Here is a 25,688-nt window from a genome sequence, read left to right as displayed (position 1 = left end):
GCGATCCTTTCGTCAGGGAGGCGACGACGTCAGTCCGAACACGCGTTTCTTTGCCGAACCCATAACCGGAGTTCCTTATCCGCTGAGCGGTGCACCCGGAGCGCGGACTCCTCTCAGCCGGCGGTGAGTTCCTCCAGGGCCGCGTCGAGGATCCGGCGCAACGCGAGCGCGTCGGGGGCGACGGCGGTGACGAGAACGGCCGGGCCGGCCAGCGGGGTGAGCGCCGCGAACTCTCCCAGCGGGCGCGCCGCCACCGGCGCCCTCTCGTACGCCGGGTCGACGACGAGGAGTTGACCGGTGGCCGAGTGACCTGCGAGGACGGCGCCGCCGTCCCATCCTCCGGGCGCCCCGGGGCCGTACGCGATCTCCTGGTCGAGCAGCGGCCGGCCCCCGCGGCGGACGGTGAGCCGGGAGAACAGGGTGCCGGGCGGCTCGCCGTGCCGGCCGAGGATCTGTTCCTCGCGCAGGACGAGCCGGGCGGTGGGGGCGAGGTCCACGCCGGTGCGCACGCGGAGGTCCGAGCCGTGGGCACTGACGAGTTGTTCGGGCAGCCAGTGCAGAACGGCGTCCGCGCCGACGCGGAGCCGGAGTTCGTACGCCGCGGGCTCCGCCGTGCGGCCGGGCAGGGCCAGCGTGGCGGCCGCCGAATCGACCCGCAGCCTGGCCCCGTCGCGTACCTCCGCCTCGATCGCGAGCCGGTCGCCGCCGAGCGGCGCGCTCATCGCGCCGACCACCGTCACCCGCGACCAGCCGGGCGCCGAGGCGCGGGTACGGCGCAGGGCGAGCGGCCCGTCGCTCACCAGTACCGGCAGGGTGCCGTCGGCCTCGGCGGCGATCCGGGCGGTGGCGCGCAGGCTCATACGGTGGGCGCCTGCACAGCCGTCCACTCCGCGAGCCGCGCGCGCACCCAGTCGGCGACCGGGGTGACGCCCTCCGCCGAGCGGAGCGAGGTGAACGCCACGGGCAGGTCGCCGCGCTGGTCGGCCGCGTCGCGGGCCATCCGACCGAGGTCGGAGCCGACGTACGGGGCGAGGTCGGTCTTGTTGACGACGAGGAGGTCGGCTGTGCTGACGCCCGGACCACCCTTGCGCGGGATGTCGTCGCCGCCGGCGACGTCGATGACGAAGATCTGCGCGTCGACGAGGCCCCTGGAGAAGGTGGCGGTGAGGTTGTCGCCGCCGGACTCGACGAGGATGAGGTCGAGCGGTCCGACGCTGTCCTCCAGTTCCTCGACGGCTTCGAGGTTGGCGGAGATGTCGTCGCGGATGGCGGTGTGCGGGCAGGCGCCGGTCTCGACGGCCTGGATGCGCTCCGGCGGCAGCACGGCCTCGCGGAGCAGGAACTCGGCGTCCTCGCGGGTGTAGATGTCATTGGTGACGACGGCGAGCGAGAGCGTGTCGCGGAGGGTGCGGCAGAGCGCGGCGACGGTGGCGGTCTTGCCGGAACCGACCGGGCCGCCGAGTCCGACGCGCAGCGCGCGCCGGGTGCCGTCGGGCCGGTGGGCGTCGGCGGAGACTGCGCCGTGGTGGGTGTGGCCGTGGTCGAGGTGCATGGAAGGACAGCTCCTTGTGTCGGTCGGGGTGGGCCGCCGAAAACGCCGGGGGTGGCGGGGGTGGCGGGCGGTGAGGTACGGGGCTGAGGGGTCGTCGGATGGGGGGCTTTGGATGGGGAGGGGCGTCGGGTGGTCTAGGAGGCGAAGAGGCGGACGGGCCAGGCCGCGTGCTGCTCGGCCGTGATGTCGAGGAGCGGCGCGGAGGCGGCGGGCAGCGCGTCGATGCCCTCGCGCGCGGCGGCGGTGGCCCGTTCGGCGACCGTGTCCATCACGGGGGCGAGCCGGGCCAGGACGCCGGCCGCCTGGTACGGGTCGAGGCCCAGCAGGCGTACCACCGCCGTCGCCGGACCGCCGACCGTCTCGTACGCGACGCAGTGCGCGGCGTCCTCGGGGCCGAGGCCCGCGGCCCGTGCCGTGGCGCCGAGGACGACGGGCTGGTGCGCGCCGCGCGGGAACGCGGCGGCGAGCGCGTCGAGCTCGGGGTTCGGCCAGGTGGCGCGAGCCGCCCGCATCAGCTGGCGGCCGAGCCGGCGGTTGGCGGTGCGCAGCGCCGGTGAGGGGGTGCGGGCGTCGGCGGCCTCGTCGAGTGCGTACGGGTCGAGCCCGAGGGCCGCGGCGGCGGCGAGGCCCGCCGCCGTGAGGCCCGAGGTGTGCAGGCGCCCAAGGCAGAAGGCTTCCAGCCCCGCGGCGTCGCGGATGCGTCCGGCCTTGACGGCCGCTTCGGCGCCACCGGAGTGGGCGTGCCCGCCGGCGGGGAACCGCCCGTCGGAGAGCACCAGGAGCGCGGAACGGGAGCCGCCCATCAGAAGAGGAAGTACCGCTGTGCCATCGGAAGCTCCGCGGCAGGGGCGGGTTCGACCGCTTCGCCGTCGATGGTGACGGTGAAGGTGTCGGCGTCGACCTCGACGCGCGGCACGGCGTCGTTCTCCCGCATGTCGGCCTTGGTGACGCGGCGCGTCGAGCGGATCGGGACGAACTCCTTGCCCAGGCCGAGCCGATGGGGCAGGTCGTCCTCGATCGCCGCCTGGGCGGTGAAGTTCACGGATCCGGCGGCGGCCGCCCTGCCGAGCGCGCCGAACATGGGGCGGGGCAGTACCGGCTGGGGCGTGGGGATGGAGGCGTTGGCGTCGCCCATCTGGGCGTACGCGATCTGGCCGCCCTTGAGGACGACGAGCGGTTTGACGCCGAAGAAGGCGGGCTCCCACAGGACGAGATCGGCGAGCTTGCCGGGTTCGACGGAGCCGACGAGATGGTCCATGCCCTGGGCGACGGCCGGGTTGATCGTGTACTTGGCGACGTAACGGCGCGCCCGGTGGTTGTCGGCGCGCCCGTCCCCCGGCAGCGCGCCGCGCCGCTTCTTCATGACGTGGGCGGTCTGCCAGGTCCGCAGGATGACCTCGCCGATCCTGCCCATGGCCTGGGAGTCGGAGGAGATGATCGAGATGGCTCCGAGGTCGTGGAGGACGTCCTCGGCGGCGATGGTGGAGGGCCGGATCCGGGACTCGGCGAAGGCGAGGTCCTCGGGGACGGCAGGGTTGAGGTGGTGGCAGACCATCAGCATGTCGAGGTGTTCCTCGATGGTGTTGACGGTGTGCGGCCGGGTCGGGTTGGTCGAGCTGGGCAGCACGTACGGCTCGGAGACCACGGTGATGATGTCGGGCGCGTGCCCGCCGCCGGCACCCTCGGTGTGGTACGCGTGGATGGTGCGGCCCGCGATGGCGGCGAGGGTGTCGCCCACGAAACCGGCCTCGTTGAGGGTGTCCGTGTGGATGGCGAGCTGGGCACCCGTCTCCTCGCAGACCCCGAGGCAGGCGTCGATGACGGCGGGGGTGGCCCCCCAGTCCTCGTGGATCTTGAAGCCGAGGGCGCCGCCGCGCAGTTGGGAGTGCATGGCCTCGCGGGACATGGTTGTGCCTTTGCCCAGGAGACCGATGTTGACGGGGAAGGTGTCGAGCGCCTCGAACATCCGGGCCGTGTGCCAGGGGCCCGGGGTGACGGTGGTCGCCTTGGTGCCCTCCGCGGGGCCGGTGCCGCCGCCGACCAGGGTGGTGATGCCGGTGGCGAGCGCCTGCTCGACGACGGTCGGCGAGATGAAGTGGACGTGGGTGTCGACGCCTCCGGCGGTGACGATCCGTCCGTTGCCGACGATGATCTCGGTCTCGGGGCCGATGACGAGCGCGGGGTGAACGCCGTCCATGGTGTCGGGGTTGCCGGCCTTGCCGAGGGCGGTGATCCGGCCGTCGCGGATGCCGATGTCGGCCTTGACGATCCCCCAGTGGTCGATGACGACGGCGCCGGTGATCACCGTGTCGGGGGCGCCTTCGGCGCGGGTGGTGCGGGCCTGGCCCATCGACTCGCGGATGACCTTGCCGCCGCCGAAGACGGCTTCCTCGCCGGCCCGGCCGGGACCGCCCGAGCGGTCCTCCTCGATCTCGACGAGCAGGTCGGTGTCCGCGAGCCGGACTCGGTCGCCGGTGGTGGGGCCGAAGAGATCGGCGTACACGGCGCGGTGGAGGTCAGGCACGGGGAGCTCCGGCGGGGGTTTCGGCAGGACCGGCGGGGGCGTCGAGCGGTGTGGCGCCGGGCGAGGCGTCGCCGAGCGGGCCGGCGGAGGCCTCGGCCAGGCTGACCGGATCGGCGGAGGCTTCGGCCGGGCCGAGGGGGTCGGCGGAGGCTTCCGCCGGTCTTACCGGGGCGGCGGAGGCTTCGGCCGGGCCGAGGGGGTCGGCGAGCGGGTCGGCGGGGGTGTCGAGGGGGCCGGCGGTTTCGCCGCGCAGGCCGGGGACGATGCGGTGGCCGGCGATCGGCACGAGTTCGACCTCCACGGGGATACCGGGCTCGAAGCGCACGGCGGTACCGGCGGCGATGTTCAGCCGCTTGCCCCGGGCGGCCCGTCGGTCGAAGTCGAGACCGGGGTTGACCTCGGCGAAGTGGTAGTGGGAGCCGACCTGGACGGGCCGGTCGGCGGCGTTCAGGACGGTGAGGCGGGTGACGGGGCGGCCCTCGTTGAGGGGCACGGGCCCGTCCCCGTACAGGATCTCTCCGGGGATCATCGGTGCCGGCCCCCGTCAGACGATCGGGTCGTGGACGGTGACGAGCTTGGTGCCGTCCGGGAACGTGGCTTCGACCTGGACGTCGTGGATCATCTCGGGGATGCCGTCCATGACGTCGGCGCGCGTGAGCACCTTGCGCCCGGAGGCCATGAGTTCGGCCACCGTACGCCCGTCCCTGGCGCCCTCCAGGATGTGCGCCGTGATCAGCGCGACGGCCTCGGGGTGGTTGAGCTTCACCCCGCGCGCGCGACGCTTCTCCGCCACGTCGGCAGCCACATGGATGAGCAGGCGCTCCTGCTCGTGCGGGCTCAGTTGCACTCTTCCACCTCACAGTCGTCCACCGGGCCGCACCCGGACAGCTGCGGACCCTACCGACCGTCAACACTCTGTTGAACAGCGGAGATGCGGTGGACGGCCGGACATTGCACGTTAGGGCGGAAGTTTTTCCGGCGCGTTAACTCTCGCTTTGCGATTGCATGATCATCGGCCCGACGAAGCGGGCGCGGACCCTCCCATCGACATGAGCCCTCGCAGCCCCTCCTGCAGCGCGTCGATCTCCACGTCGCCGAAGAGTGCCTGCTGAGCGATGAAGCCCTGGACGGTGGCGATGAGGGTACGGGCCAGGTGCTCGGAGGAGACGTCGGCGGGGACGAGTCCGCTCGCGCGGTACGCGTCGACCAGCCCCGTCCAGATCTCCCGCATACCGTCGAAGCCCTGGACGAGGGTCTTCGCCAGCGCCTCGTCACGGAGGGTCTCGGCCCACACCTGGATGATCAGCCGGGCGAACGCCTGCCGCTCGGCACCCGCGATCCGCCCCTCCAGGACGATCGTCAGCACCCTCGCGATCAACACGTCCGGCGTCGGCGGCGGGGTCGCTCCGGTGGCCTCCGCGAAGGCGCCGCGGATGCGCGCGAAGGTCTCCTCCGCGATGGCGGCGATCAGCTCGTCCTTGCTGCGGAAGTAGCGATAGACCGCACCGGCGGAGAGCCCCGCCTCGGCGAGCACGTCCTGCATGGAGGTGGCGTGGAAGCCGTTGCGGGCGAAGCAGCGGGCAGCGCCGTCGAGGATCTGGCGGCGGCGGGCGTCGAGGTGTTCCTGGGAGACACGGGCCATGCCCCGAAACTAAAACGAATATTCATTCTTGACAACCTCGCCACCCCGGCGGACAGTGAGGGGCACAGCAAAAACGAACGATCCTTCTCTTTACTTCCTCCCTCCGACTGCGCCGCGCATCCCAGTCCGGACCCTTCAATCTCCGAACCTCCGAACTTCCACCCCTCCTCACCTCCGAATCGAGGCCGTCATGTCCGTCGCCACCGCCCCCGCCGCGGGGCGCAAGCCCCTCGCGGTACTGCTGCTCGTCCCGGTCCTCGCCGCCCTCGCCCTGTGGACCTTCGCCTGGCCCGCAGCCCGCACGGCGCCCCGCGACCTGCCCGTCGGCGTGGCGGGACCGGCCGCGGCGGCCGACGGGGTCGCCCGAGAGCTCGGCCGCCGCGAGGGAGCCTTCGAGATCCACCGGTACGAGGACGCCGCCTCCGCGCGCTCCGCCATAGAGAATCGGGAGGTCTATGGAGCCGTGGTCGTCACCCCGTCCGGACCGGAACTGTTGACCGCATCCGCCGGCGGCCCGGTCGTGGCGGGCCTGCTGCGCGAGGCGGTCGCCGGACCGGCCGCCGCCGAGGGCCGGACGGTGCCGGTGACCGACGTCGTCGCCCTGCCCTCCGGCGATCCGCGCGGCGCCGTCCTGGGCGCGAGCCTGCTCCCGCTCGCCCTCGCGGGCGCCGCCAGCGGCGTGGTCACCGTGCTCCTCGGGCTGCGCGGTGCCCGCGCGGCCGCCACCGTCGTCGGCGCCGCCGCGCTCGCGGGGCTCACCGCCGCCGCGCTCGCGCACGGCTGGCTCGGCGCACTGACCGGGAACTTCTGGGCGGAGGCGGGAGTACTGGCCCTGACGGTGCTGGCGATCGGTGCGATCTTCGCGGGACTCGCCACCCTGCTCGGCAAGCCCGGCTTCGGACTCGCCGCGGTGCTCACCGTCCTCGCGGGGAACGCCTTCTCCGGCATGGCCGGGGCGCCGGAGCTCCTGCCGTCCGGGATCGGCCTGATCGGCCAGTGGCTCCCGCCGGGCGCGGGCGGTACGGCCCTGCGCTCCGTCTCCTTCTTCGACGGCGCCGGCGCCGGCGGCCCTCTCCTCGTCCTCTCCCTCTGGGCCGCCGCCGGCCTGGCGGCGCTGGCCCTGGGCGGCCGACGGCGGACCGTCCCGGCGTCCGCGCCGACGACGACCGGACCCCAGACCCCGGTCCGAGCTCCGGCGGCGGGCTGACCCGCCCGGACCCTGACGGCCGCGTGCCCCCGACCTGACGGACGGGGGCACGCGGCTTTCTCATGACGTTGGCGGGCCGACACCCGAAACGGGCGGCGGAGGCGGGGCAGGCAGCGGGGAGGACAGCGGACGGGTCCGGCGGTCAGCTCGTGCCGGGCTCGCGATGGTGGGCGGCGATGCCGAAGCGGCGCTGTTCACCTGTGGCGGAACCGAGACCGCCGACAACACCCGTATCGGACAGCGAACGGAGCACCGACTCGACGGGCGTCTCCTGCGTCTCGGCCTCCAGCTTCTCGAGTCGTTCCAGGTCGGCGGCGGACACCAGGCCGACGAGCGGCTTCCCGTGGCGGGTCACGACCACGCGCTCGCCGCCGTACACCACGCGGTTGATGAGGTCGGCGAGCTCCGCCCGCGCTTGCGTCACCGGGATCTCGTAGGTCATGCTCCTCATCTTACGGTCTGTACGTCCTGTACATTTTTTACAGAAGGAGTTGCTCCCCATGTACGCACGCCACGTGCTGCCGGAATTCTCGGAGCGGACCTCGTACGGCACCCGCACCCTCGATCCGTACGCGAAGCTCCTGGAGAACCGGGTGGTCTTCCTCGGCACACCCGTGGACGACGTCGCCGCGACCGACGTCATCGCCCAGCTCCTGCACCTCGACCACGCCGCCCCCGGGCAGGACATCGCGCTGTACCTCAACTCCCCCGGCGGCTCGATGACCGCGATGACGGCGATCCACGACACGATGCGGAGCCTCGCGAGCGACGTGGAGACGACCTGCCTCGGCCAGGCGGGCTCCACGGCGGCGGTGCTGCTCGCCGCGGGCACGCCCGGCAAGCGGATGATGCTGCCCGGCGCGCGCGTCACCCTTCGGCAGCCGGTGCAGGACGAGCCGTTCACCGGCCAGCCCTCCGACCTGGACCTCCAGGCGCGCGAACTGGACCGGCTGCGCCACGTGATGACCCGCCTGCTCTCCGCCTACACCGGCCACGACGAGGAACGGATCGCCGCCGACACCGACCGCCCGACCGTCCTCGACGCGCCGGCCGCGCTCGCCTACGGCCTGGTCGACCACGTCATCAGCGACCGCCGGGCCGCCTCCGGCCCGACCGCCGGGTGAGGGCGCGATGGTCCCGGAGCTCCCGCCGCTGCCCGCCCTGACGCGCGCCGAGGGGCAGTTCATCGACGCCTACCTCGAAGTCGTCGACCTCCTGGGAAAGATCAATCCATCCAGGACCTCGCATACGTATGGGGCCCTGCGCGCCGCGCAGGCGCTGGCCGGCCGGGTCGAGGCGCTGCGCGACGCCCTGACGCTCATGCATATGCGGGGCGAGAGCGAGGTCCACGCCGAGACATTGGCCTGCGCGCTGCGGGTGTTGGGCGGCGAGCGGCGAGCGGCCCGAGTCACCGTGCCCAGATCACGGGCGAGTTGACATTCCTCCGTGTCGTGTCGAGCCCCGGACGGCCGACAGGGAACGCAGAAACCGTCCCCCGTTCGGCGTAGTCGCGAGACCGGCAGGCGGAGCGGGAAAGTTGCGCAACAGGTGTACGCATTTGGCGGAATGGGACATTCCGACGCTGGTACGGGGCTCGTCGGCCAAACCTACGACGATCACGAAACCCTCTTGTCCACCCGTATGGATCAGTCGTGAGGAGCCTCACATAACGCCGTTTCCGCTCGGTTTTCGACCGTCCTGTGGGTCAAGATCCTCGACGACGACAAGCCCCCGCCACCCAGGCGGGGCGGTCCGGGCGGACGCCGAGTCCTGCCGCTGCCCCGGACGTCTGGTCGACAGGATTGGATCGGCAGGAGTGGAGGACCCGAGCAGTACGGGTCGATCGCGCTGAATCCCCAGCGCGATCGTCCCTCGGGGTGAAGCCGCAGCCGCGGCCGGGCATCTTCGCCTGCCCGAACCCGACAGGTCATCCTTCACAGGCGGCTGACGAAGGGTTGCGCATGACTGCGCAGATGCATGTCCCGTCCCTGCTGTCCCGGGCGGGAGCCGTCTCGGCTCTCACCCTCGCCGCCGTCGGCGGCACGCTCCTCGCACCCGGAGCGGCACCCGAGGCCCAGGCAGCGACCTCCCACGCGACGAAGGCACTGGGCGTCGCCGCCGCCAAGAAGGGCGCGCCCTACCGGTACGGCTCGGCGGGACCCACCCGCTTCGACTGCTCCGGGCTCACGCTCTACGCGTACAAGAAGGCGGGCAAGTCGCTGCCCCGCACCGCGCAGCAGCAGTACAACAAGACCCGGCACATCTCCGCCTCCAGCCGACAGAAGGGCGACCTGGTCTTCTTCCACTCGGGCGGCAGGGTCTACCACGTCGGGCTCTACGCCGGCGGCGGCAAGATCTGGCATTCGCCCAAGACCGGCTCCTGGGTGAAGCTCGACAAGATCTGGTCCTCGAAGGTCTACTACGGGCGCGTGCGCTGACCCACCGGCGCCCGCGGTGGTCCCCAGGGTGCGGTGGCGCCGCCGCACCCCGCACCGCGGGCGCCGGAGCCCGCCCACGCTTCTCCGCAAGCGCCCCTGTGCATCGGCACAGGCCCTTCCTGGAATGCGTCGATGACACTTGATCGGAGTGAGCGCCTGGCGCCCTGGGGCCCGGACGTCGAGGTCGGCGTACCCGATCCCGAGGACTCGACCCGATGGCTCGCCCGCACGCTCATCGAGGTGAACCCGTACCACTGGGCCCCTCACTTCGCCGGCGGCACATGGCCGCCGACGAGGATGCACTCCGAATGAGCGGAAGCGTCAGGCCGGTCAGCAGGCCGGGACCGCTGCCGTGGCCCACGGCAGCGTGACCCATACGGTCTTCCCGCCCTCGACGGTCGGCGTGACCGAAAGACGGCCACCGGCCTCCGCCGCCAGGACCCGGATGATCCGCATGCCGCGTCCGTTGTCCTGCTGCACGGCGGCGGGAAGCCGGCGCGGGAACCGCGGGTGACTGTCGGTCACTCCGATCCGCAGCAAGCCCTCGCGGTCGAGCCCCAGCTCGACGGTGAAGGTGGGCGATTGCCCAAAGGTGTGTTGCACGGCGTTGGTCGCGAGCTCCGAGACCATCAGCCGGATCGAGTCCGCCACGTCCTCGCCGTCGTCCAGACCCCAGCGGCCGAGCACGTCCGCCACGAACCTCCGCGCCGTGGCGACCGCGGCGGGCTCGCTCGGCAGGGTGACGGATGCTTCCTGGTGATCTGCCATGGCGAGTCGTCCCTTTCCCGCCGAGGCAGTCGCCCCGGATCGCGCTCCGCGTCAGACTGTCACCGATCCCGGGCCCTGGTGGGGCGTTCTCCCGAGATATGCCCCGTTCTGTCGCTCGAAGCGGTGAACTCTCGGCCACGGAAACGCTCTTGGGACCGTCCGTGGGCCATGGCCCACGGAGAACCGTCCGGAAGACGGTGTCAGCGCGCCCCGGCCGGCGCGGTCCGCACGATGGTCTCGACCGCTCGCGCGAGCTGCGCGTCGGTGAGGTCGGCGCGGGCCGTCAGCCGCAGCCGCGAGATGCCGTCCGGCACCGACGGCGGCCGGAAACACCCCACGGACAGGCCCCGTTCGCGGCAGTCGGCCGCCCATCGCAGAGCCTCCTCCGGCCCCGGCGCGCGGACCGACACGATGGCCGCGTCCGGCCGGGCCGAGGTGAACCCCGCCTCGGTGAGCGTCCGGTGCAGGGTCGTCGCGACCGTACGCGCCCGCGCGGCGAGGCCAGGGTCGGCGCCGATGAGCCGGAGGCTCGCGAGCGCCGCACCCGTGGCGGCCGGTGCGAGTCCGGTGTCGAAGATGAACGTCCGCGCCGAGTTGACCAGGTGCTCGATCACCCGGGCCGGGCCGAGGACCGCGCCGCCCTGACTGCCCAGCGACTTGGAGAGGGTGAGGGTGGCGACCACGTCCTCGTCGCCCGCGAGCCCGGCGCCGTGGAGCGCGCCGCGTCCGCCCGTGCCGAGCACGCCGAAACCGTGCGCGTCGTCCACGACCAGCCCGGCGCCGTGCTCACGGCAGGCGGCGGCGAGCTCCTCCAGTGGTGCTCGGTCGCCGTCGACGGAGAAGACGGAGTCGCTGACGGCGAGAGCGCGCCGCCCCGGATGCGCCTCCAGCGTCTTGCGTACGGCTTCGGGGTCGGCGTGCGGAACCACGGCCGCCTCCGCGCGGGCGAGCCGGCAGCCGTCCACGATCGAGGCGTGGTTGGCCGCGTCGGAGACGATCAGCGCGCCCGGGCCGCCCAGCGCGGTGAGCGCGGCGAGGTTGGCGGTGTAGCCGGAGGAGAAGACGAGGGCGGCCTCGAAGCCGCAGAACGCGGCCAGTTCCTCCTCCAGCCGGGTGTGCAGCCGCGTCGTGCCGGTGACGAGACGCGAACCGGTCGCGCCCGCGCCCCAGCGGGAGGCGGCCTCGGCGGCCGCCGCGGTGACCTCGGGGTGCCGCGTGAGGCCGAGGTAGTCGTTTCCCGCCAGGTCGAGCAGGTTCGACTCGGCGGGGCGCGGCCGCAGCGTCCGTACCAGCCCGGCCTCGGCCCGGCGGCGGGCCTCCGCCCCTGTCCAGTCGAAGGCGGAGCGGTGCGGGGGCCGGGTCGGCTCGGTCGGCTGGGCCTGGGACATACGGCGTTCCTTCGGTCGGCACCTGTGTCGGCGCCGGTTCCGGCGCCCCTGTCGGCGTTTTGTGCCGACACCTTTTGTAGGCAGCGCACAGACCCTAACGGCAGCGGGTCGCGGTCGGGATGTGGTCATACACACACCTCGATCGGAGTCGTTTGTTCAGTTCCTCCTTGGCCGGGGGGTGTGCCGTAAGCAAGGATCAGCGCTTATGGACCTGCTGAACACGCTGGTGGAGAAGGGGCTGCGGCGCGAGTCGCCGACCCGTGAAGAAGCGCTCGCCGTGCTGGCGACCTCCGACGACGATCTGCTCGATGTGGTGGCGGCGGCCGGCAAGGTGCGCCGTCAGTGGTTCGGGCGGCGCGTGAAGCTGAACTACCTGGTCAACCTGAAGTCCGGGCTGTGCCCCGAGGACTGCTCCTACTGTTCGCAGCGGCTCGGCTCGAAGGCCGACATCCTCAAGTACACCTGGCTGAAGCCGGACGAGGCTTCCCAGGCGGCCGCGGCGGGCATCGCCGGTGGCGCCAAGCGGGTCTGTCTGGTGGCGAGCGGCCGCGGCCCGACGGACCGGGACGTCGAGCGGGTCGGCAGGACCATCGAGGCGATCAAGGAGCAGAACGAGGGCGTCGAGGTGTGCGCCTGCCTCGGTCTGCTCTCCGACGGCCAGGCCGAGCGGCTGAAGACGGCCGGCGCCGACGCGTACAACCACAACCTCAACACCTCCGAGGGTACGTACGGCGAGATCACCACCACCCACACCTACGCGGACCGGGTGGACACCGTGCAGAAGGCGCACGCGGCCGGCCTCTCGGCCTGCTCGGGCCTGATCGCGGGCATGGGCGAGACCGACGAGGACCTGGTCGACGTGGTCTTCGCACTGCGCGAGCTGGACTCGGACTCGGTGCCGGTCAACTTCCTCATCCCCTTCGAGGGGACGCCGCTGGCGAAGGAGTGGCACCTCAGCCCCCAGCGCTGCCTGCGGATCCTCGCCATGGTCCGTTTCGTCTGCCCCGACGTGGAGGTCCGCATCGCGGGCGGCCGCGAGGTCCACCTGCGGTCGATGCAGCCGCTGGCGCTGAACATCGCCAACTCGATCTTCCTCGGCGACTACCTCACCAGCGAGGGCCAGGCCGGCCAGGCCGACCTCGACATGATCGCGGACGCCGGCTTCGAGGTGGAGGGCGCGGGGACGACCACGCTGCCCGCCCACCGCGCCGACGCGCTCGCGGCCGCAGGTGCGCTCGCGGCGGCCGGCGGCGGCTGCGGTTCGCACGCGTCGGCGGGCGGCTGCGGTTCCGGAGCGGCGGGTGGCTGCGGCTCGCACGCCGAGGCGGGCGCGGACGCGACGGCCGGTGCCGGTGGCGGTTGCGGTCCGTGCGGCGGTGGCCTCGCGGCTCCTCCGGCCGAGGCTCCGGCCACGGTGCTCGCCGGTGCCTCGGAGGCCAGGACCGACCTGGTGGCGGTGCGCCGCCGCGGGGCCGGCACGGACCTCGCGCCGAACGCGTAACGGGTGACGATGCGCAACGACGAACTCCTCGCCCTCGACCGGGCGCACGTGTGGCATCCGTACGGTCCCATGCCGGGCCGTACGGATCCGCTGGTGGTGTCGTCGGCCTCCGGTGTGCGACTGCACCTCGCCGAGCCCGCCGAGGGACGGACCGAGCTGATCGACGGCATGTCCTCGTGGTGGTCGGCTGTGCACGGCTACAACCACCCGGTGCTCAACGAGGCGGCGCGCGGCCAGCTCGACAAGATGAGCCACGTGATGTTCGGCGGTCTCACCCACGAGCCGGCGGTACGTCTCGCGGCCCGGCTCGTCGAGATCACGCCCGAGCCCCTGCGGCACGTCTTCCTCAGCGACTCCGGCTCCGTCGCGGTCGAGGTCGCGGCCAAGATGTGCCTGCAGTACTGGCGTTCGCTCGGCCGCCCCGCCAAGCGGCGGCTGCTGACCTGGCGCGGCGGCTACCACGGCGACACCTGGCAGCCGATGTCGGTGTGCGACCCCGAGGGCGGGATGCACCAGCTGTGGTCCGGCGTGCTCCAGCAGCAGGTCTTCGTGGACGCGCCGCCGGTCGCGTACGAGGAGTCGTACGCCGAACTGCTCCGCGCCACGATCGCGCGGCACGCGGACGAGCTGGCCGCGGTCATCGTGGAGCCGGTGGTGCAGGGCGCGGGCGGCATGCGCTTCCACGACCCCGCCTATCTGCGGGTGCTGCGCGAGGCGTGCGACGCGCACGGCGTGCTGCTCGTCTTCGACGAGATCGCCACGGGCTTCGGCCGCACGGGCACGCTCTTCGCCGCGGACCAGGCCGGGGTCTCGCCCGATGTGATGTGCCTGGGCAAGGCGTTGACGGGTGGCTATCTGTCGATGGCGGCGACCTTGTGCACCGGCACAGTGGCCGACGGCATCTCCCAGGGCGAGGTGCCGGTGCTCGCGCACGGGCCGACGTTCATGGGCAACCCGCTGGCCTCGGCCGTCGCCTGTGCCTCCATCGACCTGCTGCTCTCCCGGGACTGGGCGCAGGAGGTCAAGCGGATCGAGAGCGGATTGTGCGACGGCCTCGCCGGCACCGAGGACGTCCCGGGCGTCCGCGACGTGCGGGTGCTCGGCGCGATCGGCGTCGTCCAGCTCGACCACGAGGTCGACATGGCGGCGGCGACCCGGGCGGCCGTCCGGGAGGGCGTCTGGCTGCGCCCGTTCCGGGACCTCATCTACACGATGCCGCCGTACGTGACGGACGACGCCGACCTGGCGCGGATCTGTACGGCGGTGCGCGCCGCGGCGACCGCGGGCTGATTCCGCCTGTGCGGTGGTGTCCGGACGACTCCGGGCACCACCGCACAGGCGCAGAGAAAGGAACCACCATGAGCATCGTCGTCGTCAGCGGGACGGGGACGGAGATCGGCAAGACCGTCGTCACGGCGGCGGTCGCCGCCGCGGCCGTCGCCGCCGGACGGTCGGTCGCGGTCCTCAAGCCCGCCCAGACCGGCCTGGCGCCCGAGGAGCGCGGCGACGCCGACGAGGTGGTACGGCTCTCGGGCGCCAAGGCATCCGCCGAGCTCGCCCGCTACCCCGAACCCCTCGCCCCGGCCACCGCGGCCCGGCGCGCCGGCATGGCCGCCGTCGGACCCGCTCAGGTCGCGGAAGCGGCCCGGGCGCTCGCCGAGGAGCACGACCTGGTGCTCGTCGAGGGCGCGGGCGGGCTGCTCGTCCGCTTCGACGAGGACGGCGGCACGCTCGCCGACGCCGCACGGCTTCTCGGCGCGCCCGTCCTCGTGGTCGCGCCGGCCGGGCTCGGGACGCTGAACTCGACCGCGCTGACGGCGGAGGCGCTGCGGGCGCGCGGGATCGAGCAGCTCGGCGTGGTCGTCGGCAGCTGGCCGGCGGCACCGGACCTCGCGGCGCTGTGTAATCTGGCCGATCTGCCGGAGTCGGCCGGCGCGCCCCTGCTCGGAGCGGTTCCGGAGGGCTCCGGCGCGCTCGACCCGGCGGCCTTCCGCGCGGCGGCGGGCGGCTGGCTCGCGCCCGCCCTCGGCGGCACGTGGGACGCGGCCGTGTTCGCGCGCGGCGCCGGGGCCTGAGTCGCCGGCCGCCGCTTAAAGCCGTCGGGGCCACCCCCTGAGTCCCGAACCCTCCCGCGCGTCCCCTCCCTCCGTAGAGTGAGGGGATGCGCGCACACGTTCAGGAACTCGTCTTCGACTGCGGCGATCCGGCCGCGCTGGTCCGTTTCTGGGCGGGGCTCCTCGGCGGGGAGCCCGTCGACCGGAGCGCCGACTGGTCGTACGTGGACCCGCCCGGGTTCGTCCGCGTCGCGTTCCAGCGCGTGCCCGAGGGCAAGGCGGTGAAGAACCGGCTCCACCTCGACCTGGAGGTGCCCGACCCGGAGGCGGCGGCCGACGCGTGGTCGCCGCGCGGCGCGGTCCGCGTAGGCGGGCTCGTCGCCGATGAGCAGGGGTCCTTCCAGGTGATGCGGGATCCGGAAGGCAACGAGTTCTGCTTCGTCACCGGGTGACGCCCGTGTTCGTGGTGGCGCCTGCCGCGGTTGCCCACGGTGCGGAATGTGCTGGCGACGCCCGTACCCGCGTGGTGGGATCGAGCCGTGATCGAGACACCTATACAGATCCGTACCGCCGTGCCGGCCGACGCCGAGTCCGTGCTCGCCTTCTGGCGGGAGTCCGCCGAGGGCACGTCCATCTCCGACGACGTCGACGGGGTGCGGCGGCTCCTCGACCGCGACCCCGAGGCCCTGATCCTCGCCGTGGACGGCGACCGGATCGTCGGCTCCGTGATCGCCGGCTGGGACGGCTGGCGCGCTTCTCTCTACCGGCTCGCGGTGCTCCCGTCGTACCGCAGGCGCGGTCTCTCCAAGGCCCTGCTGCAGGCGTCGGAGGATCGTTTCGCCGCACTCGGCGGGCGCCGCGTGGACGCGATGGTCCTGGAGGCGAACGAGCGGGCGCATCATGCCTGGGGCGCGGCGGGGTACGAGCGCCAGGACCAGTGGCGCCGCTGGGTGAAGCCCTTCGCGGGGTGATCAGCGGGCTGTTTTGCCGATCCTTTACCATGGGATCTCCTTCAGACCACCTCCACGACCGAGACGACCGAAAGGTGTGAACGTCCGCCCATGGGCGAGCCTCCCAGTAGCACTGGTGCCTCTCTCACCGAAAGCACCGGTTCCGATTCCGGCGACCGACATCGCGCGCTCCGCATCCCGCTGACTGATCATGGGACGGAGGTGAACCGATGACCGAAGTGCTTCTGCTCCTGGTGGCCCTCCTGCTCTCCCTCGCGTGCGGCGCGTTCGTGGCGGCGGAGTTCTCGCTGACCACCGTCGAACGGGGCGAGCTCGAAGCGGCCGTCGAGCGCGGAGAGCGCGGCGCGGCCGGCGCGCTCAAAGCCGTCAAGTCGCTCACGTTCCAGCTCTCCGGCGCGCAGCTCGGCATCACCGTCACCAACCTGGTCGTCGGCATGCTCTCCGAGCCCTCCATCTCCAAACTGATCAAGGGCCCGGTCGAGGCACTCGGCCTCTCCCCGACGGTGGCCTCCTCGGTCGCCCTGGTCCTGGGCACCGCCGTGTCCACCGTGGTCCTCATGGTGGTCGGCGAGCTGGTTCCCAAGAACTGGGCGATCTCCTCGCCCCTCGCTGTCGCGAAGGTCGTGGCGACGCCCCAGCGCGTGTTCACGGCCGCCTTCAAGCCGCTGATCAGCCACCTCAACAACACCGCCAACCGGATCCTGCGCCGCCTGGGCATGGAGCCCGCGGAGGAGCTGGCGTCCGCGCGTTCTCCCCAGGAGCTGGTGGCGCTCGCACGCCACTCGGCGAAGGAGGGCGCCCTGGAGGCGGACACGGCGGAATTGTTCGTTCGCACACTGAACCTCGCGGAGCTCACGGCCGAGAACGTGATGACGCCGCGCGTCCAGGTGACCGCGCTGGAGGTGCAGGCCACCGCCGAGGACGTCGCGAACGCCACGCGCGCCACCGGCCTCTCCCGCTTCCCCGTCTACCGGGGCAACCTCGACACGGTCGTGGGCATCGCCCACATCAAGGACGTACTGGCCATACCCGCCGACGCGCGGCGGCTGCGCCGCGTCGGCGACATCGCGCGCGAGCCGCTGCTCGTGCCCGAGACGCTGACGGTGGACAAGCTGCTCGACCGGCTCGCCGGCAGGCAGACGATGGCCGTCGTCATCGACGAGTACGGCGGCACGGCCGGCGTCGCGACCCTGGAGGACATCGTCGAGGAGGTCGTCGGCGAGGTGCGCGACGAGCACGACCCGCACGAGACCCCCGACCTGGCGAACGCGGGCGAGGACGAGGACGGCCGCGTACTGTGGTCGGCCGACGGAGCCGCTCGTACCGACCAGTTGGAACGCATCGGTCTGAAGGTGCCGGACGGACCGTACGAGACCCTCGCCGGTGTCCTCGCGACGGACCTCGGCCGGATCCCCGCCGTCGGCGACAGCGTGGAACTGGGCGGATGGCGCCTCGACGTCGTCGACGCCTCCGGGCGCCGCGCCGCGCGCGTACTGATGCACGCGCCGCTCCCCCAGGACGAGGACGAGACCGGGGAGACGCGCCGATGATCGCGATCCAGTTGCTGATCGGCCTGCTGACACTGGTCGTGAACGCCTTCTTCGTCGGCGCCGAGTTCGCCCTCATCTCGGTCCGGCGCAGCCAGATCGAGCCGCTGGCCGAGGCCGGCGACCGGCGGGCCCGCAGCGTCGTCTGGGGTCTGGAACACGTCTCCGCACTGCTCGCGGCGGCACAGCTCGGCATCACGCTGTGCACCCTGGTGCTCGGCATCGTGGCCGAGCCGGCCATCGCGCACCTGCTGGAGCCCGTCTTCGACGCCGTCGGTGTGCCGCACGGCCTGGTCCACCCGATCTCGTTCGTGATCGCGCTGACCGTGGCCACCTATCTGCACATGCTGCTCGGCGAGATGGTCCCGAAGAACATCGCGCTCGCCGAACCCACCAAGAGCGCGCTGATCCTCGGCCCGCCGCTGGTGGCCCTGGCCCGCGCGCTGCGGCCGGTCATCTTCACCATCAACGCCTTCGCGAACGCGCTGCTGAAGCTGCTGCGCGTGGAGACGAAGGACGAGGTGTCGGCGACGTTCTCGGACGACGAGCTGGCGCGGATGGTCACCGACGCGAGTGACGCCGGTCTGCTCGACGACCGCGCGACCGAGCGTCTGCACGATGCCCTGGAGCTGGGCCGCCGCCCGGTGCGGGATGTGGTCATGCCGGTGGAGAAGGTGATGTACGCGCAGGTGGGCACCACTCCGGAAGAGCTGGAGGCGCTGTCCGCCGTGTCGGGCTTCTCCCGGTTCCCCGTGGTGGACTCCGACCGCCGGATCCTGGGCTACCTCCATGTGAAGGACGCCCTGGACATCACACCGCGCGACCTGCCGTTCCCGGTGTCGGCGCTGCGGCCGATCGCCCGGGTGCGGGCGGCCACACCGATGGACGACGTGCTGACGGCGATGCGCCGCAGCCGTACGCATCTGGCCGCCGTGCTCGACGAGGACGGCAAGCTGGCCGGCCTCGTGACGATGGAGGACGTCCTCCGCGAGCTGGTGGGGCGCCCGGCGGCGTCGTGACGCGACGCCCGCCTCGGCGTTTGGCACATGCACAAGAAGGGCCCCGGGATCTCGGATCCCGGGGCCCTTCCCGCTGTCGTTCCTCCTGCGACATGGCCGCATTCCGGCGACGGGTGACACCGTGCGTTCGGTTGACGCCGCGAAGCGCCGCGCCGGCCCGCTGTTCCGTCGCCGTTTCGCGTGCGGTGTCAGAGCGCGCCGGCCGCGAGCCAGTCGTCGAGGAGGTCCCGGTCACCGGTGAGAGTGAAGCGGGGGTCGTCGGCCGTGTAGCGGCGGTGGAGCAGAAGGAGGAGTTCGCCCGCGTCCGCCGTCACGCTCGCGGTCGGCTCGGTGCCGTCGCTCCCCCGGCTCCAGGCGAAGCCTCCCCCGCCGAGGACGAGCGTCCAGACGGCGCCGCTGTCGCGCGCGGCCAGACGCAGGACCGCGCCGTCGCGGTCGAGGTGGGCGAGCGGTTCGGCGATCCACGGCACGTAGGGGGCAGTGGTGAGGAAGTGGTCGAGCGCGTCAGCGGCCGTACGGGGGTCGAGCGGCCGGGCCGCGCCGGTGAGCGCGATCTCGGCGTCGGCGAGGTGGACGACCGTCTCGGCCAGAACGTGGCGCGGGTAGTGGCGCACGGACGGGTCGGCTCCCGGCGACCACACCGGCGCGTCCGGGTCGGCGGCGCGCGCGGCAGCGGCGAACCCCTCCGCGCGGGCGGTGAACCAGCCCGGGTACGCGGACGGGTCGGCGGGCGGTTCGAGGCCCAGGTCGCCGGCGCGGACGCGAGTGGCGGGGCGCGCGGTCACGAGGTGCGCGGCCCAGCCGTGGACGGTGCCGAGGTGGCGGGTCAGGTCGGCGAGCGTCCAGCCCGGGCAGGTCGGCACGGGCGTCGCGGGATTGGCGTCCCTGATGGTGTCCGCGTAGCGGCCCGCCCGCTCGGCGACGGCATCGACGACGGCGAGGTGGGCGTCCTCGGCGAGCCAGAAGCCCCCGGGGACCTTGAGCAGCTCGTCGCGCCGGGCGCCCGGCGGCTGCCGCAGCGCGGCGGCGCGGAAGAGGCCGTCGAGGGTGCTGCGGTCGGTCCGGCCGAGCCCGGAGAACACGTGGGCGGTTTCCTCCAGCCACTTCACCGCCGTGTCGGGGTCGAGGGTGTCCTCGTCGCTGGTCTCGACCGCGGTCACCAGCCCGGCCAGCGCCTCGGCCAGGGCGTTCAGGAGCGCGTCGCTCATCGGGTTTCCCCTCCCGGGTTCTCCACGGCACTCGCGCATACCGCACGGTATGATCGGCTCCGCCATGGAGATCAATGCCACGTACAACAGTCTTGTCGCCGTCGGGGACAGCTTCACCGAGGGTATGTCGGACCTGAGGCCCGACGGGTCCTACCGGGGTTGGGCGGACGTCCTCGCGGGCCGGTTCGCGGCCCGCACGCCGGGCTTCCGCTACGCGAACCTCGCCGTCCGGGGGAAGCTCATCGGACAGATCATCGAGGAGCAAGTGCCCCTGGCCGCCGAGATGAAGGCCGATGTGGTCACCCTCGTCGGCGGCCTCAACGACACGCTCCGCCCCAAGGTCGACATGGTCCGTGTGAAGGACCTCCTGACCCAGGCCGTGGAACACCTCACACCTGCCTGCGGGCAGCTCGTCCTGATGCGGAGCCCCGGCCGGAACGGTCCGGTGCTGGACCGTTTCCGCCCCCGGATGGAGGAGCTCTTCGCCCACATCGACGAGCTCGCCGCCCGGCACGGCGCCCTCGTCGTCGACCTGTACGGCGCGCCCGTCCTGGCCGACCCCCGCATCTGGGACGTGGACCGGCTGCACCTCACGGCCGACGGCCACCGCCGGGTGGCCGAGGCCGTGTGGCAGACCCTGGGTCTCACCGCCGAGGACGACTGGCGGACCCCGCTCCCCGCCTCCGTACGGCCCGGCTGGGTGGCGCGCCGCACAGCGGACGCCCGGTTCGCCAGGGAGCACCTCGGCCCGTGGATCGGTCGCCGGCTCACCGGGCGCTCGTCCGGCGACGGCCGCCCGCCGAAGCGGCCCGACCTGCTGCCGTACGAGAGCGGGTCCGAGGTCTGAGCTGGTCGCCGCCACCGGACGCGTGAGCTGCGTCTCGTAGCAAGCTCCAGCCTGGACCACGGCGCTGGCCTGCAGAAATCACCAGTAAACTCTGGACCCGTGACTGCTGCGACTGTGAAGCCCCGTATCCCCAACGTCCTGGCCGGCCGCTACGCCTCCGCGGAGCTCGCCGTCCTCTGGTCCCCCGAGCAGAAGGTGAAGCTGGAGCGCCAGCTGTGGCTCGCCGTGCTGCGTGCCCAGAAGGACCTCGGGATCGAGGTTCCGGACGCGGCGATCGCCGACTACGAGCGCGTCCTCGACCAGGTCGACCTCGGCTCCATCGCCGAGCGCGAGAAGGTCACCCGGCACGACGTGAAGGCACGTATCGAGGAGTTCAACGCCCTTGCCGGCCATGAGCACGTGCACAAGGGCATGACCTCCCGCGACCTCACGGAGAACGTCGAGCAGCTCCAGATCCGCCTCTCCCTGGAGCTGGTCCGGGACCGTACGGTCGCCGTCCTCGCCCGTCTCGGCAAGCTGTCCGCCGAGTACGGCGAGCTGGTCATGGCTGGGCGCTCGCACAACGTCGCCGCCCAGGCCACCACCCTCGGCAAGCGCTTCGCGACCACCGCGGACGAGCTGCTCGTGGCGTACGCGCGCCTGGAGGAGCTGCTCGGCCGTTACCCGCTGCGCGGCATCAAGGGCCCGGTCGGCACCGCCCAGGACATGCTCGACCTGCTCGGCGGCGACGCGGGCAAGCTCGCCGACCTGGAGCAGCGGATCGCCGGCCACCTCGGCTTCGCGCACGCCTTCACCTCGGTCGGCCAGGTCTACCCGCGCTCGCTCGACTACGACGTGGTCACCGCGCTCGTGCAGCTCGCCGCCGGCCCGTCCTCGATCGCCAAGACGATCCGCCTGATGGCCGGCCACGAGCTCGTCACCGAGGGCTTCAAGCCCGGCCAGGTCGGCTCCTCCGCGATGCCGCACAAGATGAACACCCGCTCCTGCGAGCGCGTCAACGGCCTCATGGTCATCCTGCGCGGCTACGCCTCGATGACCGGCGAGCTGGCCGGCGATCAGTGGAACGAGGGCGACGTGTCCTGCTCCGTGGTCCGCCGCGTGGCCCTGCCGGACGCGTTCTTCGCGCTCGACGGCCTGCTGGAGACCTTCCTCACCGTGCTCGACGAGTTCGGTGCCTTCCCTGCCGTCGTCGCCCGTGAGCTCGACCGCTACCTCCCCTTCCTCGCGACCACCAAGGTCCTCATGGCCTCGGTCCGCGCCGGCGTGGGCCGCGAGCTCGCCCACGAGGCGATCAAGGAGAACGCCGTCGCCTCCGCCCTCGCCATGCGTGAGCAGGGCGTCGAGCGCAACGAGCTGCTCGATAAGCTCGCAGCCGACGACCGCATCCCGCTGGACCGCGCGCAGCTCGACGAGCTGATGGCGGACAAGCTCTCCTTCACCGGCGCCGCCGCCGACCAGGTCGCCACCGTGGTGTCCCGGATCGATGAGCTCGTCAAGCAGCACCCGGAGGCCGCTGCCTACGCCCCCGGGGCGATCCTCTGACCCGGACCCGCCGGTTCACCCGTGAGGAACTGGAGGCCGCCCGCGACCGCGTCGTCCCCGACGTGGCCGAGGGCGGCCTCGCCGTTCTGTTCTGCGGGATCAACCCGGGCCTGATGACCGCGGCGACCGGCCACCACTTCGCCCGCCCCGGCAACCGGTTCTGGCCGGTGCTACACCTCGCCGGCTTCACCCCGCGCCTGCTGCGCCCCGACGAGCAGGACGAGCTGCTCTCGTACGGCCTCGGCATCACGAACGTCGCCGCCCGGCCGACCGCGCGCGCCGACGAACTGAGCCGCGAGGAGTACGTCGAGGGCGGCCGGATCCTCACCGCGAAGGTCCTGCGGCTGAAGCCCCGCTGGCTCGCGGTCGTCGGCGTGACCGCGTACCGCACGGCCTTCGGGGAACCGAAGGCGGCGATCGGGCCGCAGGAACGGACGATCGGCACGACCCGGATCTGGGCGCTGCCCAATCCGAGCGGGCTCAACGCGCACTGGACTGCGGAGACGATGGCGGAGGAGTACGCCCGCCTCCGGGAGGCCGCCGGCCTGCCGTCCGCGGAGCCGGGCACCCAGCCTCACTCCGGGGGCGACCCGACGCCGAGCTCCGACTTCGGCCCCGGCCCCGGCTGAGGGCTCGGGCCTGAGGCCTCAGGCCTGAGGCCTCAGCTACGGCTACGGCTACGGCGGATCCACGTCCGTGATGACGACGAGGAGTTGGAACGGCAGCTCCGCGTCCCACTGTGAGACGCCGAGTCCGATCCATCGGGCGTCCACACGCCAGAGCATGAGGTCCGGCACGTGCGCGCTCAGGTGGGACCAGGGCTCCGGCAGACGCTCACCCTCCGTGCAGCGGTCCTGCAGCGGCCACAGGCTCATCCGGTCCGGTTCGCCCCAGCGCGCGGCGAGCACGGCGGCCAGCCCGTCCCGCTCGGCTTCGTACTGGTCTCCGACGAGCTCCCGGAGGCTCCCGCCGTCCTCCCAGAACTCCTCGCTGGTGGCGAGCGCGGCGACATGGAACCCGGGCCCGCTGTCGACGTGGCCGGAGCGCTCCGGACCTGCCGGGAACTCCCTCGACCGCAGTAAGTCGAGGTCCGCCAGGAGGCGTGTCGTGGTCATGTGCCCAGTAAACCGCCCGGCACTGACAGTTGGCGCCACGTCAGTCCGCAGCGACCGCAACGCACTCTCGGGCCGCCGCGCGTCCCGTCGCTGCCGAGGATGTCGGAGCGGCCTCGGGTCTCGGGGCGGACACGGCGCGGACACGTCCTGGGGGCGGCCCTCGCCGCTTCCGGAACCATTGAGTACGATCCGCTGAGACGGGCACTAGCTGGGAGGACACACGGTGGGGAGGCTGACCGGCGGGGATCCGTCGCTGCTGCGGCGGATCAATTCCGCGGTGGTACTCCATGCGCTGCGCGGTTCCGACGCGCGCACACTCACGGACCTGACCCGGATCACCGGGCTGTCCCGGCCCACCGTCGAGGGCGTCGTCGAAGGACTCATCGAAGGCGGTCTCGTCGTCGAGACCGCGCCCGAGGAGGGAGAGGCCCGGCGGCAGGGCCGGCCCGCCCGGCGGTTCCGCTTCCGCGCCGAGGCCGGGCATCTGCTCGGTATCGAGATCGGCCCGCACCGCGTCGCCGCGCTCCTCTCCGGCCTCGACGGCCGCATCATCAGCGCGGGCGCGCGCGAGGTGTCGGAGACGGCGCCCGAGGACGAGCGTCTGGACAAGGTACGTACGGTCGTCGCCGACGTCCTGCGCCGGGCCGGCGTGCCCCGGTCGAACCTGCGGGCCGTCGGTGTCGGCACCCCCGGCATCGTGGAGGCCGACGGCACGGTGCGGCTCGGCACCGCACTGCCCGGCTGGACGGGCCTGGCGCTCGGCGAGCGGCTGCGCCGCTCCTTCCGCTGCCCGGTGATCGTGGAAAACGACGCCAACGCCGCGGCCGTCGCCGAGCACTGGAAGGGCGCCGCGACCGACTCCGACGACATCGTCTTCGTCCTCGCCGGGCTGAGCCCCGGGGCGGGCTCGCTGATCGGCGGCCGTCTGCACCGCGGTTACGGCGGCGCGGCGGGCGAGATCGGCGCCCTGCACCTGCTGGGGCGCGGAGTGACTCCGGAGCACCTGCTGTCGACGACCGACGAACCGCTGCATCCGCTCGACGAGCAGGCGGTGGCGGAGGTCTTCACGCTGGCGAGGAAGGGTGACGCGCGGGCCGAGGCGGCCGTCGAGCGGTTCATCCAGCGCTTGGTCCACGACGTCGGCGCCCTCGTCCTGGCGCTCGATCCCGAGCTGGTGGTGGTCGGCGGCTGGGCGGCCGGTCTGGACGGGGTGCTGCAGCCGCTCCGCGAGGAGCTGGCGCGGTTCTGCCTCCGGCCGCCGCGTGTGGTGCTGTCGCTGCTCGGCGAGGCCGCCGTCGGCACGGGTGCGCTGCGGCTCGCGCTCGACCACGTCGAGGAGCAGCTGTTCGCGGTCGAGGGCAGCGTGACGGCCCGGCGCTAGACCGCGCGGCGCGAGCCCGTACGGAATCGCCGTCGGCGGGTTCCGGAGGTGGCCGAGACAACGAGGACCCGGCCTGGGAAGGCCGGGTCCTCGTTGTTGCTCAGCTGCACGGCGACGGGGTTAAAGGGCCGCGCGCTGCGGGTGGGTGGGTCAGGAGGCCATGGCCAGGTCGGCGGAGTCGCCGAAGGTGAGGCGGCAGGTGTCGGCGCGGTACGTGGCGACGGAGACTGCCGCGGTACGACCGCCCGAAAGGTAGCGGGTCGTCACGACGAGCACCGGCGAACCCGGCAGGCGGTCCAGTTCCTTGGCGTCCTCCGCGCGCGCGGAGCCCAGCTCCACCGAACGGTCCTGGCCGTCGAGGGCAAGATGCTGGAGCTCGCGCAGCACGGCACGCGCACGCGTGGGTCCGGCGGGAGCGTCGATCGCGGCGAGGCCGGCGACCGAGCCCGCGGGCACGTACAGCAGCTCCGCGGCGACGGCCTGGCCCTGGCTGAGCCGCACCCGGCGGACCACGTGCACGTCCTCGCCGGCCGGGGTGTCCAGCAGGCGGGCGACGGCGGCGGGCGCCGTGCCGAGGACGGAGTCCTGGGCCTGCCAGGCGTCGTCACCGACACCGGGCCATGCGTGCTGCGTGGTCGAGACGTCGACGCCGACGCGCGGGGGCGCGACCGTCGTACCGACGCCGCGCCGACGCTGGAGGCGTCCTTCCAGCTCCAGCTGCTCCAGAGCCTGGCGGAGCGTGGCCCGAGCGACGCCGAAGCGGGCCGCGAGCTCGCGCTCGTTGGGCAGGATCTCACCGACCGCGAAGTCGGAGTCGAGAGCTTCGCCGATCACCGTCTTGAGGTGCTGGTACTTCGGTTCCTGGACCGATTCCAGCTGCGTGGTCCCCACCCTGTCCTCCGCAATTCGCCGTGTCCCGCGGCGTTTCCGCGCCCTTGTTTATTAAAGGTTCCTGCACTAACTCTGCGACCATAAGGCGAGCCA

28 protein-coding genes, 1 pseudogene and 1 riboswitch are annotated in these 25,688 nt (G+C 72.7%); of the genes and pseudogenes, 16 read left to right on the top strand and 13 right to left on the bottom strand.

What is annotated here, in order from left to right:
- Positions 1–113: 113 nt before the first annotated feature.
- The 7 genes and pseudogenes from ACFYT9_RS19935 to ACFYT9_RS19905 form a co-directional block, all read right to left on the bottom strand.
- Complete coding sequence (locus tag ACFYT9_RS19935; protein WP_389165566.1) at positions 114–860, bottom strand: urease accessory protein UreD; 747 nt, start codon at positions 858–860, stop codon at positions 114–116.
- On the bottom strand, positions 857–1,552 hold the full coding sequence (gene ureG / locus ACFYT9_RS19930) for an urease accessory protein UreG (protein WP_376603275.1): 696 nt from the start codon (positions 1,550–1,552) through the stop codon (positions 857–859). Before ureG ends, ACFYT9_RS19935 begins: the two co-directional genes overlap by 4 nt.
- Before the next feature lie 134 nt (positions 1,553–1,686).
- Positions 1,687–2,355 (bottom strand): urease accessory protein UreF, encoded by a 669-nt coding sequence (locus ACFYT9_RS19925; RefSeq protein ID WP_389165563.1) that lies wholly within the window; start codon positions 2,353–2,355, stop codon positions 1,687–1,689.
- Positions 2,355–4,076 carry an urease subunit alpha gene (locus tag ACFYT9_RS19920; RefSeq protein ID WP_389165560.1) on the bottom strand — a complete coding sequence of 574 codons (1,722 nt, stop codon included), beginning with the start codon at positions 4,074–4,076 and terminating at the stop codon, positions 2,355–2,357. Before ACFYT9_RS19920 ends, ACFYT9_RS19925 begins: the two co-directional genes overlap by 1 nt.
- 223 nt (positions 4,077–4,299) lie before the next feature.
- Positions 4,300–4,605: pseudogene (locus tag ACFYT9_RS19915) on the bottom strand (urease subunit beta); the annotation flags it as partial.
- Positions 4,606–4,620: 15 nt separating this feature from the next.
- Entirely contained in the window at positions 4,621–4,923 is a 303-nt protein-coding gene (locus tag ACFYT9_RS19910; protein ID WP_376603278.1) for an urease subunit gamma, read from the bottom strand.
- A gap of 162 nt (positions 4,924–5,085) precedes the next feature.
- Entirely contained in the window at positions 5,086–5,718 is a 633-nt protein-coding gene (locus ACFYT9_RS19905; RefSeq protein WP_389165557.1) for a TetR/AcrR family transcriptional regulator, read from the bottom strand.
- Between the two features lie 190 nt (positions 5,719–5,908).
- On the opposite strand from ACFYT9_RS19905, the gene ACFYT9_RS19900 reads away from it, so the two are divergent.
- A complete protein-coding gene (locus ACFYT9_RS19900) occupies positions 5,909–6,925 on the top strand; it encodes an ABC transporter permease (protein ID WP_389165555.1) in 1,017 nt (338 codons plus the stop codon).
- Positions 6,926–7,067: 142 nt separating this feature from the next.
- On the opposite strand, the gene ACFYT9_RS19895 is transcribed toward ACFYT9_RS19900, so the two are convergent.
- The gene (locus ACFYT9_RS19895) at positions 7,068–7,367 is read right to left on the bottom strand and encodes a type II toxin-antitoxin system Phd/YefM family antitoxin (protein WP_389165552.1); all 300 of its coding nucleotides are present in this window, start codon (positions 7,365–7,367) and stop codon (positions 7,068–7,070) included.
- A gap of 58 nt (positions 7,368–7,425) precedes the next feature.
- Here ACFYT9_RS19895 and ACFYT9_RS19890 point away from each other — a divergent pair, with 58 nt between their 5' ends.
- The 4 genes from ACFYT9_RS19890 (at position 7,426) to ACFYT9_RS19875 (ending at position 9,675) form a co-directional block, all read left to right on the top strand.
- Positions 7,426–8,049, top strand: coding sequence for an ATP-dependent Clp protease proteolytic subunit (locus tag ACFYT9_RS19890; protein ID WP_389165549.1), 624 nt, complete (start codon positions 7,426–7,428; stop codon positions 8,047–8,049).
- A 7-nt stretch (positions 8,050–8,056) separates the two neighbouring features.
- Positions 8,057–8,362 carry a hypothetical protein gene (locus ACFYT9_RS19885; RefSeq protein WP_389165547.1) on the top strand — a complete coding sequence of 102 codons (306 nt, stop codon included), beginning with the start codon at positions 8,057–8,059 and terminating at the stop codon, positions 8,360–8,362.
- 314 nt (positions 8,363–8,676) lie between these two features.
- Positions 8,677–8,883: riboswitch (cyclic di-AMP (ydaO/yuaA leader) on the top strand.
- 3 nt (positions 8,884–8,886) lie between these two features.
- Positions 8,887–9,363, top strand: a complete 477-nt coding sequence (locus ACFYT9_RS19880) for a C40 family peptidase (protein ID WP_387270202.1) — start codon at positions 8,887–8,889, stop codon at positions 9,361–9,363.
- A gap of 132 nt (positions 9,364–9,495) precedes the next feature.
- The gene (locus tag ACFYT9_RS19875; protein WP_389165544.1) at positions 9,496–9,675 is read left to right on the top strand and encodes a hypothetical protein; all 180 of its coding nucleotides are present in this window, start codon (positions 9,496–9,498) and stop codon (positions 9,673–9,675) included.
- Between the two features lie 18 nt (positions 9,676–9,693).
- Here the strand turns inward: ACFYT9_RS19875 and ACFYT9_RS19870 are convergent, their stop codons facing one another.
- Together ACFYT9_RS19870 and ACFYT9_RS19865 are read right to left on the bottom strand one after the other, a co-directional pair.
- A complete protein-coding gene (locus tag ACFYT9_RS19870) occupies positions 9,694–10,131 on the bottom strand; it encodes an ATP-binding protein (protein WP_376600927.1) in 438 nt (145 codons plus the stop codon).
- 200 nt (positions 10,132–10,331) lie between these two features.
- Entirely contained in the window at positions 10,332–11,519 is a 1,188-nt protein-coding gene (locus tag ACFYT9_RS19865) for an 8-amino-7-oxononanoate synthase (RefSeq protein ID WP_389165541.1), read from the bottom strand.
- A 205-nt stretch (positions 11,520–11,724) separates the two neighbouring features.
- Between ACFYT9_RS19865 and bioB the strand changes: the two genes are divergently transcribed.
- From bioB to ACFYT9_RS19830, 7 genes are all read left to right on the top strand, one after another.
- A complete protein-coding gene (gene bioB / locus ACFYT9_RS19860; protein WP_387270198.1) occupies positions 11,725–13,020 on the top strand; it encodes a biotin synthase BioB in 1,296 nt (431 codons plus the stop codon).
- Positions 13,021–13,029: 9 nt separating this feature from the next.
- Positions 13,030–14,310 carry an adenosylmethionine--8-amino-7-oxononanoate transaminase gene (locus ACFYT9_RS19855; protein WP_376600923.1) on the top strand — a complete coding sequence of 427 codons (1,281 nt, stop codon included), beginning with the start codon at positions 13,030–13,032 and terminating at the stop codon, positions 14,308–14,310.
- 68 nt (positions 14,311–14,378) lie between these two features.
- Entirely contained in the window at positions 14,379–15,095 is a 717-nt protein-coding gene (gene bioD, locus ACFYT9_RS19850; protein WP_389165536.1) for a dethiobiotin synthase, read from the top strand.
- A gap of 86 nt (positions 15,096–15,181) precedes the next feature.
- Positions 15,182–15,526, top strand: coding sequence for a VOC family protein (locus ACFYT9_RS19845; protein ID WP_376600919.1), 345 nt, complete (start codon positions 15,182–15,184; stop codon positions 15,524–15,526).
- 87 nt (positions 15,527–15,613) lie between these two features.
- The gene (locus ACFYT9_RS19840; protein WP_389165533.1) at positions 15,614–16,045 is read left to right on the top strand and encodes a GNAT family N-acetyltransferase; all 432 of its coding nucleotides are present in this window, start codon (positions 15,614–15,616) and stop codon (positions 16,043–16,045) included.
- Positions 16,046–16,254: 209 nt separating this feature from the next.
- Positions 16,255–17,595: a hemolysin family protein gene (locus ACFYT9_RS19835; RefSeq protein WP_389165530.1), complete on the top strand. Its 1,341-nt coding sequence runs from the start codon at positions 16,255–16,257 to the stop codon at positions 17,593–17,595.
- Complete coding sequence (locus ACFYT9_RS19830; protein ID WP_389165528.1) at positions 17,592–18,611, top strand: hemolysin family protein; 1,020 nt, start codon at positions 17,592–17,594, stop codon at positions 18,609–18,611. Before ACFYT9_RS19835 ends, ACFYT9_RS19830 begins: the two co-directional genes overlap by 4 nt.
- Positions 18,612–18,799: 188 nt before the next feature.
- Here ACFYT9_RS19830 and ACFYT9_RS19825 read toward each other — a convergent pair whose 3' ends face one another.
- Positions 18,800–19,819 carry a maleylpyruvate isomerase N-terminal domain-containing protein gene (locus ACFYT9_RS19825; RefSeq protein WP_389165527.1) on the bottom strand — a complete coding sequence of 340 codons (1,020 nt, stop codon included), beginning with the start codon at positions 19,817–19,819 and terminating at the stop codon, positions 18,800–18,802.
- Between the two features lie 64 nt (positions 19,820–19,883).
- Here ACFYT9_RS19825 and ACFYT9_RS19820 point away from each other — a divergent pair, with 64 nt between their 5' ends.
- The 3 genes from ACFYT9_RS19820 (at position 19,884) to mug (ending at position 22,837) form a co-directional block, all read left to right on the top strand.
- The gene (locus ACFYT9_RS19820) at positions 19,884–20,666 is read left to right on the top strand and encodes an SGNH/GDSL hydrolase family protein (RefSeq protein ID WP_389165525.1); all 783 of its coding nucleotides are present in this window, start codon (positions 19,884–19,886) and stop codon (positions 20,664–20,666) included.
- A gap of 99 nt (positions 20,667–20,765) precedes the next feature.
- Positions 20,766–22,208, top strand: coding sequence for an adenylosuccinate lyase (gene purB / locus ACFYT9_RS19815; RefSeq protein WP_389165522.1), 1,443 nt, complete (start codon positions 20,766–20,768; stop codon positions 22,206–22,208).
- 62 nt (positions 22,209–22,270) lie between these two features.
- A complete protein-coding gene (gene mug / locus ACFYT9_RS19810) occupies positions 22,271–22,837 on the top strand; it encodes a G/U mismatch-specific DNA glycosylase (protein WP_389165519.1) in 567 nt (188 codons plus the stop codon).
- A 48-nt stretch (positions 22,838–22,885) separates the two neighbouring features.
- Here the strand turns inward: mug and ACFYT9_RS19805 are convergent, their stop codons facing one another.
- Entirely contained in the window at positions 22,886–23,323 is a 438-nt protein-coding gene (locus ACFYT9_RS19805; protein ID WP_389165516.1) for a hypothetical protein, read from the bottom strand.
- A 223-nt stretch (positions 23,324–23,546) separates the two neighbouring features.
- Here ACFYT9_RS19805 and ACFYT9_RS19800 point away from each other — a divergent pair, with 223 nt between their 5' ends.
- Positions 23,547–24,704, top strand: a complete 1,158-nt coding sequence (locus ACFYT9_RS19800) for an ROK family transcriptional regulator (protein WP_376603710.1) — start codon at positions 23,547–23,549, stop codon at positions 24,702–24,704.
- 150 nt (positions 24,705–24,854) lie between these two features.
- Here the strand turns inward: ACFYT9_RS19800 and ACFYT9_RS19795 are convergent, their stop codons facing one another.
- Positions 24,855–25,595: a GntR family transcriptional regulator gene (locus ACFYT9_RS19795; protein WP_376606221.1), complete on the bottom strand. Its 741-nt coding sequence runs from the start codon at positions 25,593–25,595 to the stop codon at positions 24,855–24,857.
- Positions 25,596–25,688 lie beyond the last annotated feature (93 nt).

Origin of the sequence: Streptomyces sp. NPDC004435 (assembly GCF_042873895.1) — a bacterium.
GTDB lineage: Bacteria > Actinomycetota > Actinomycetes > Streptomycetales > Streptomycetaceae > Streptomyces.
The sequence above is the reverse complement of the archived record's forward strand: the minus strand, read 5'-3'. Positions and strand labels throughout refer to the sequence as shown.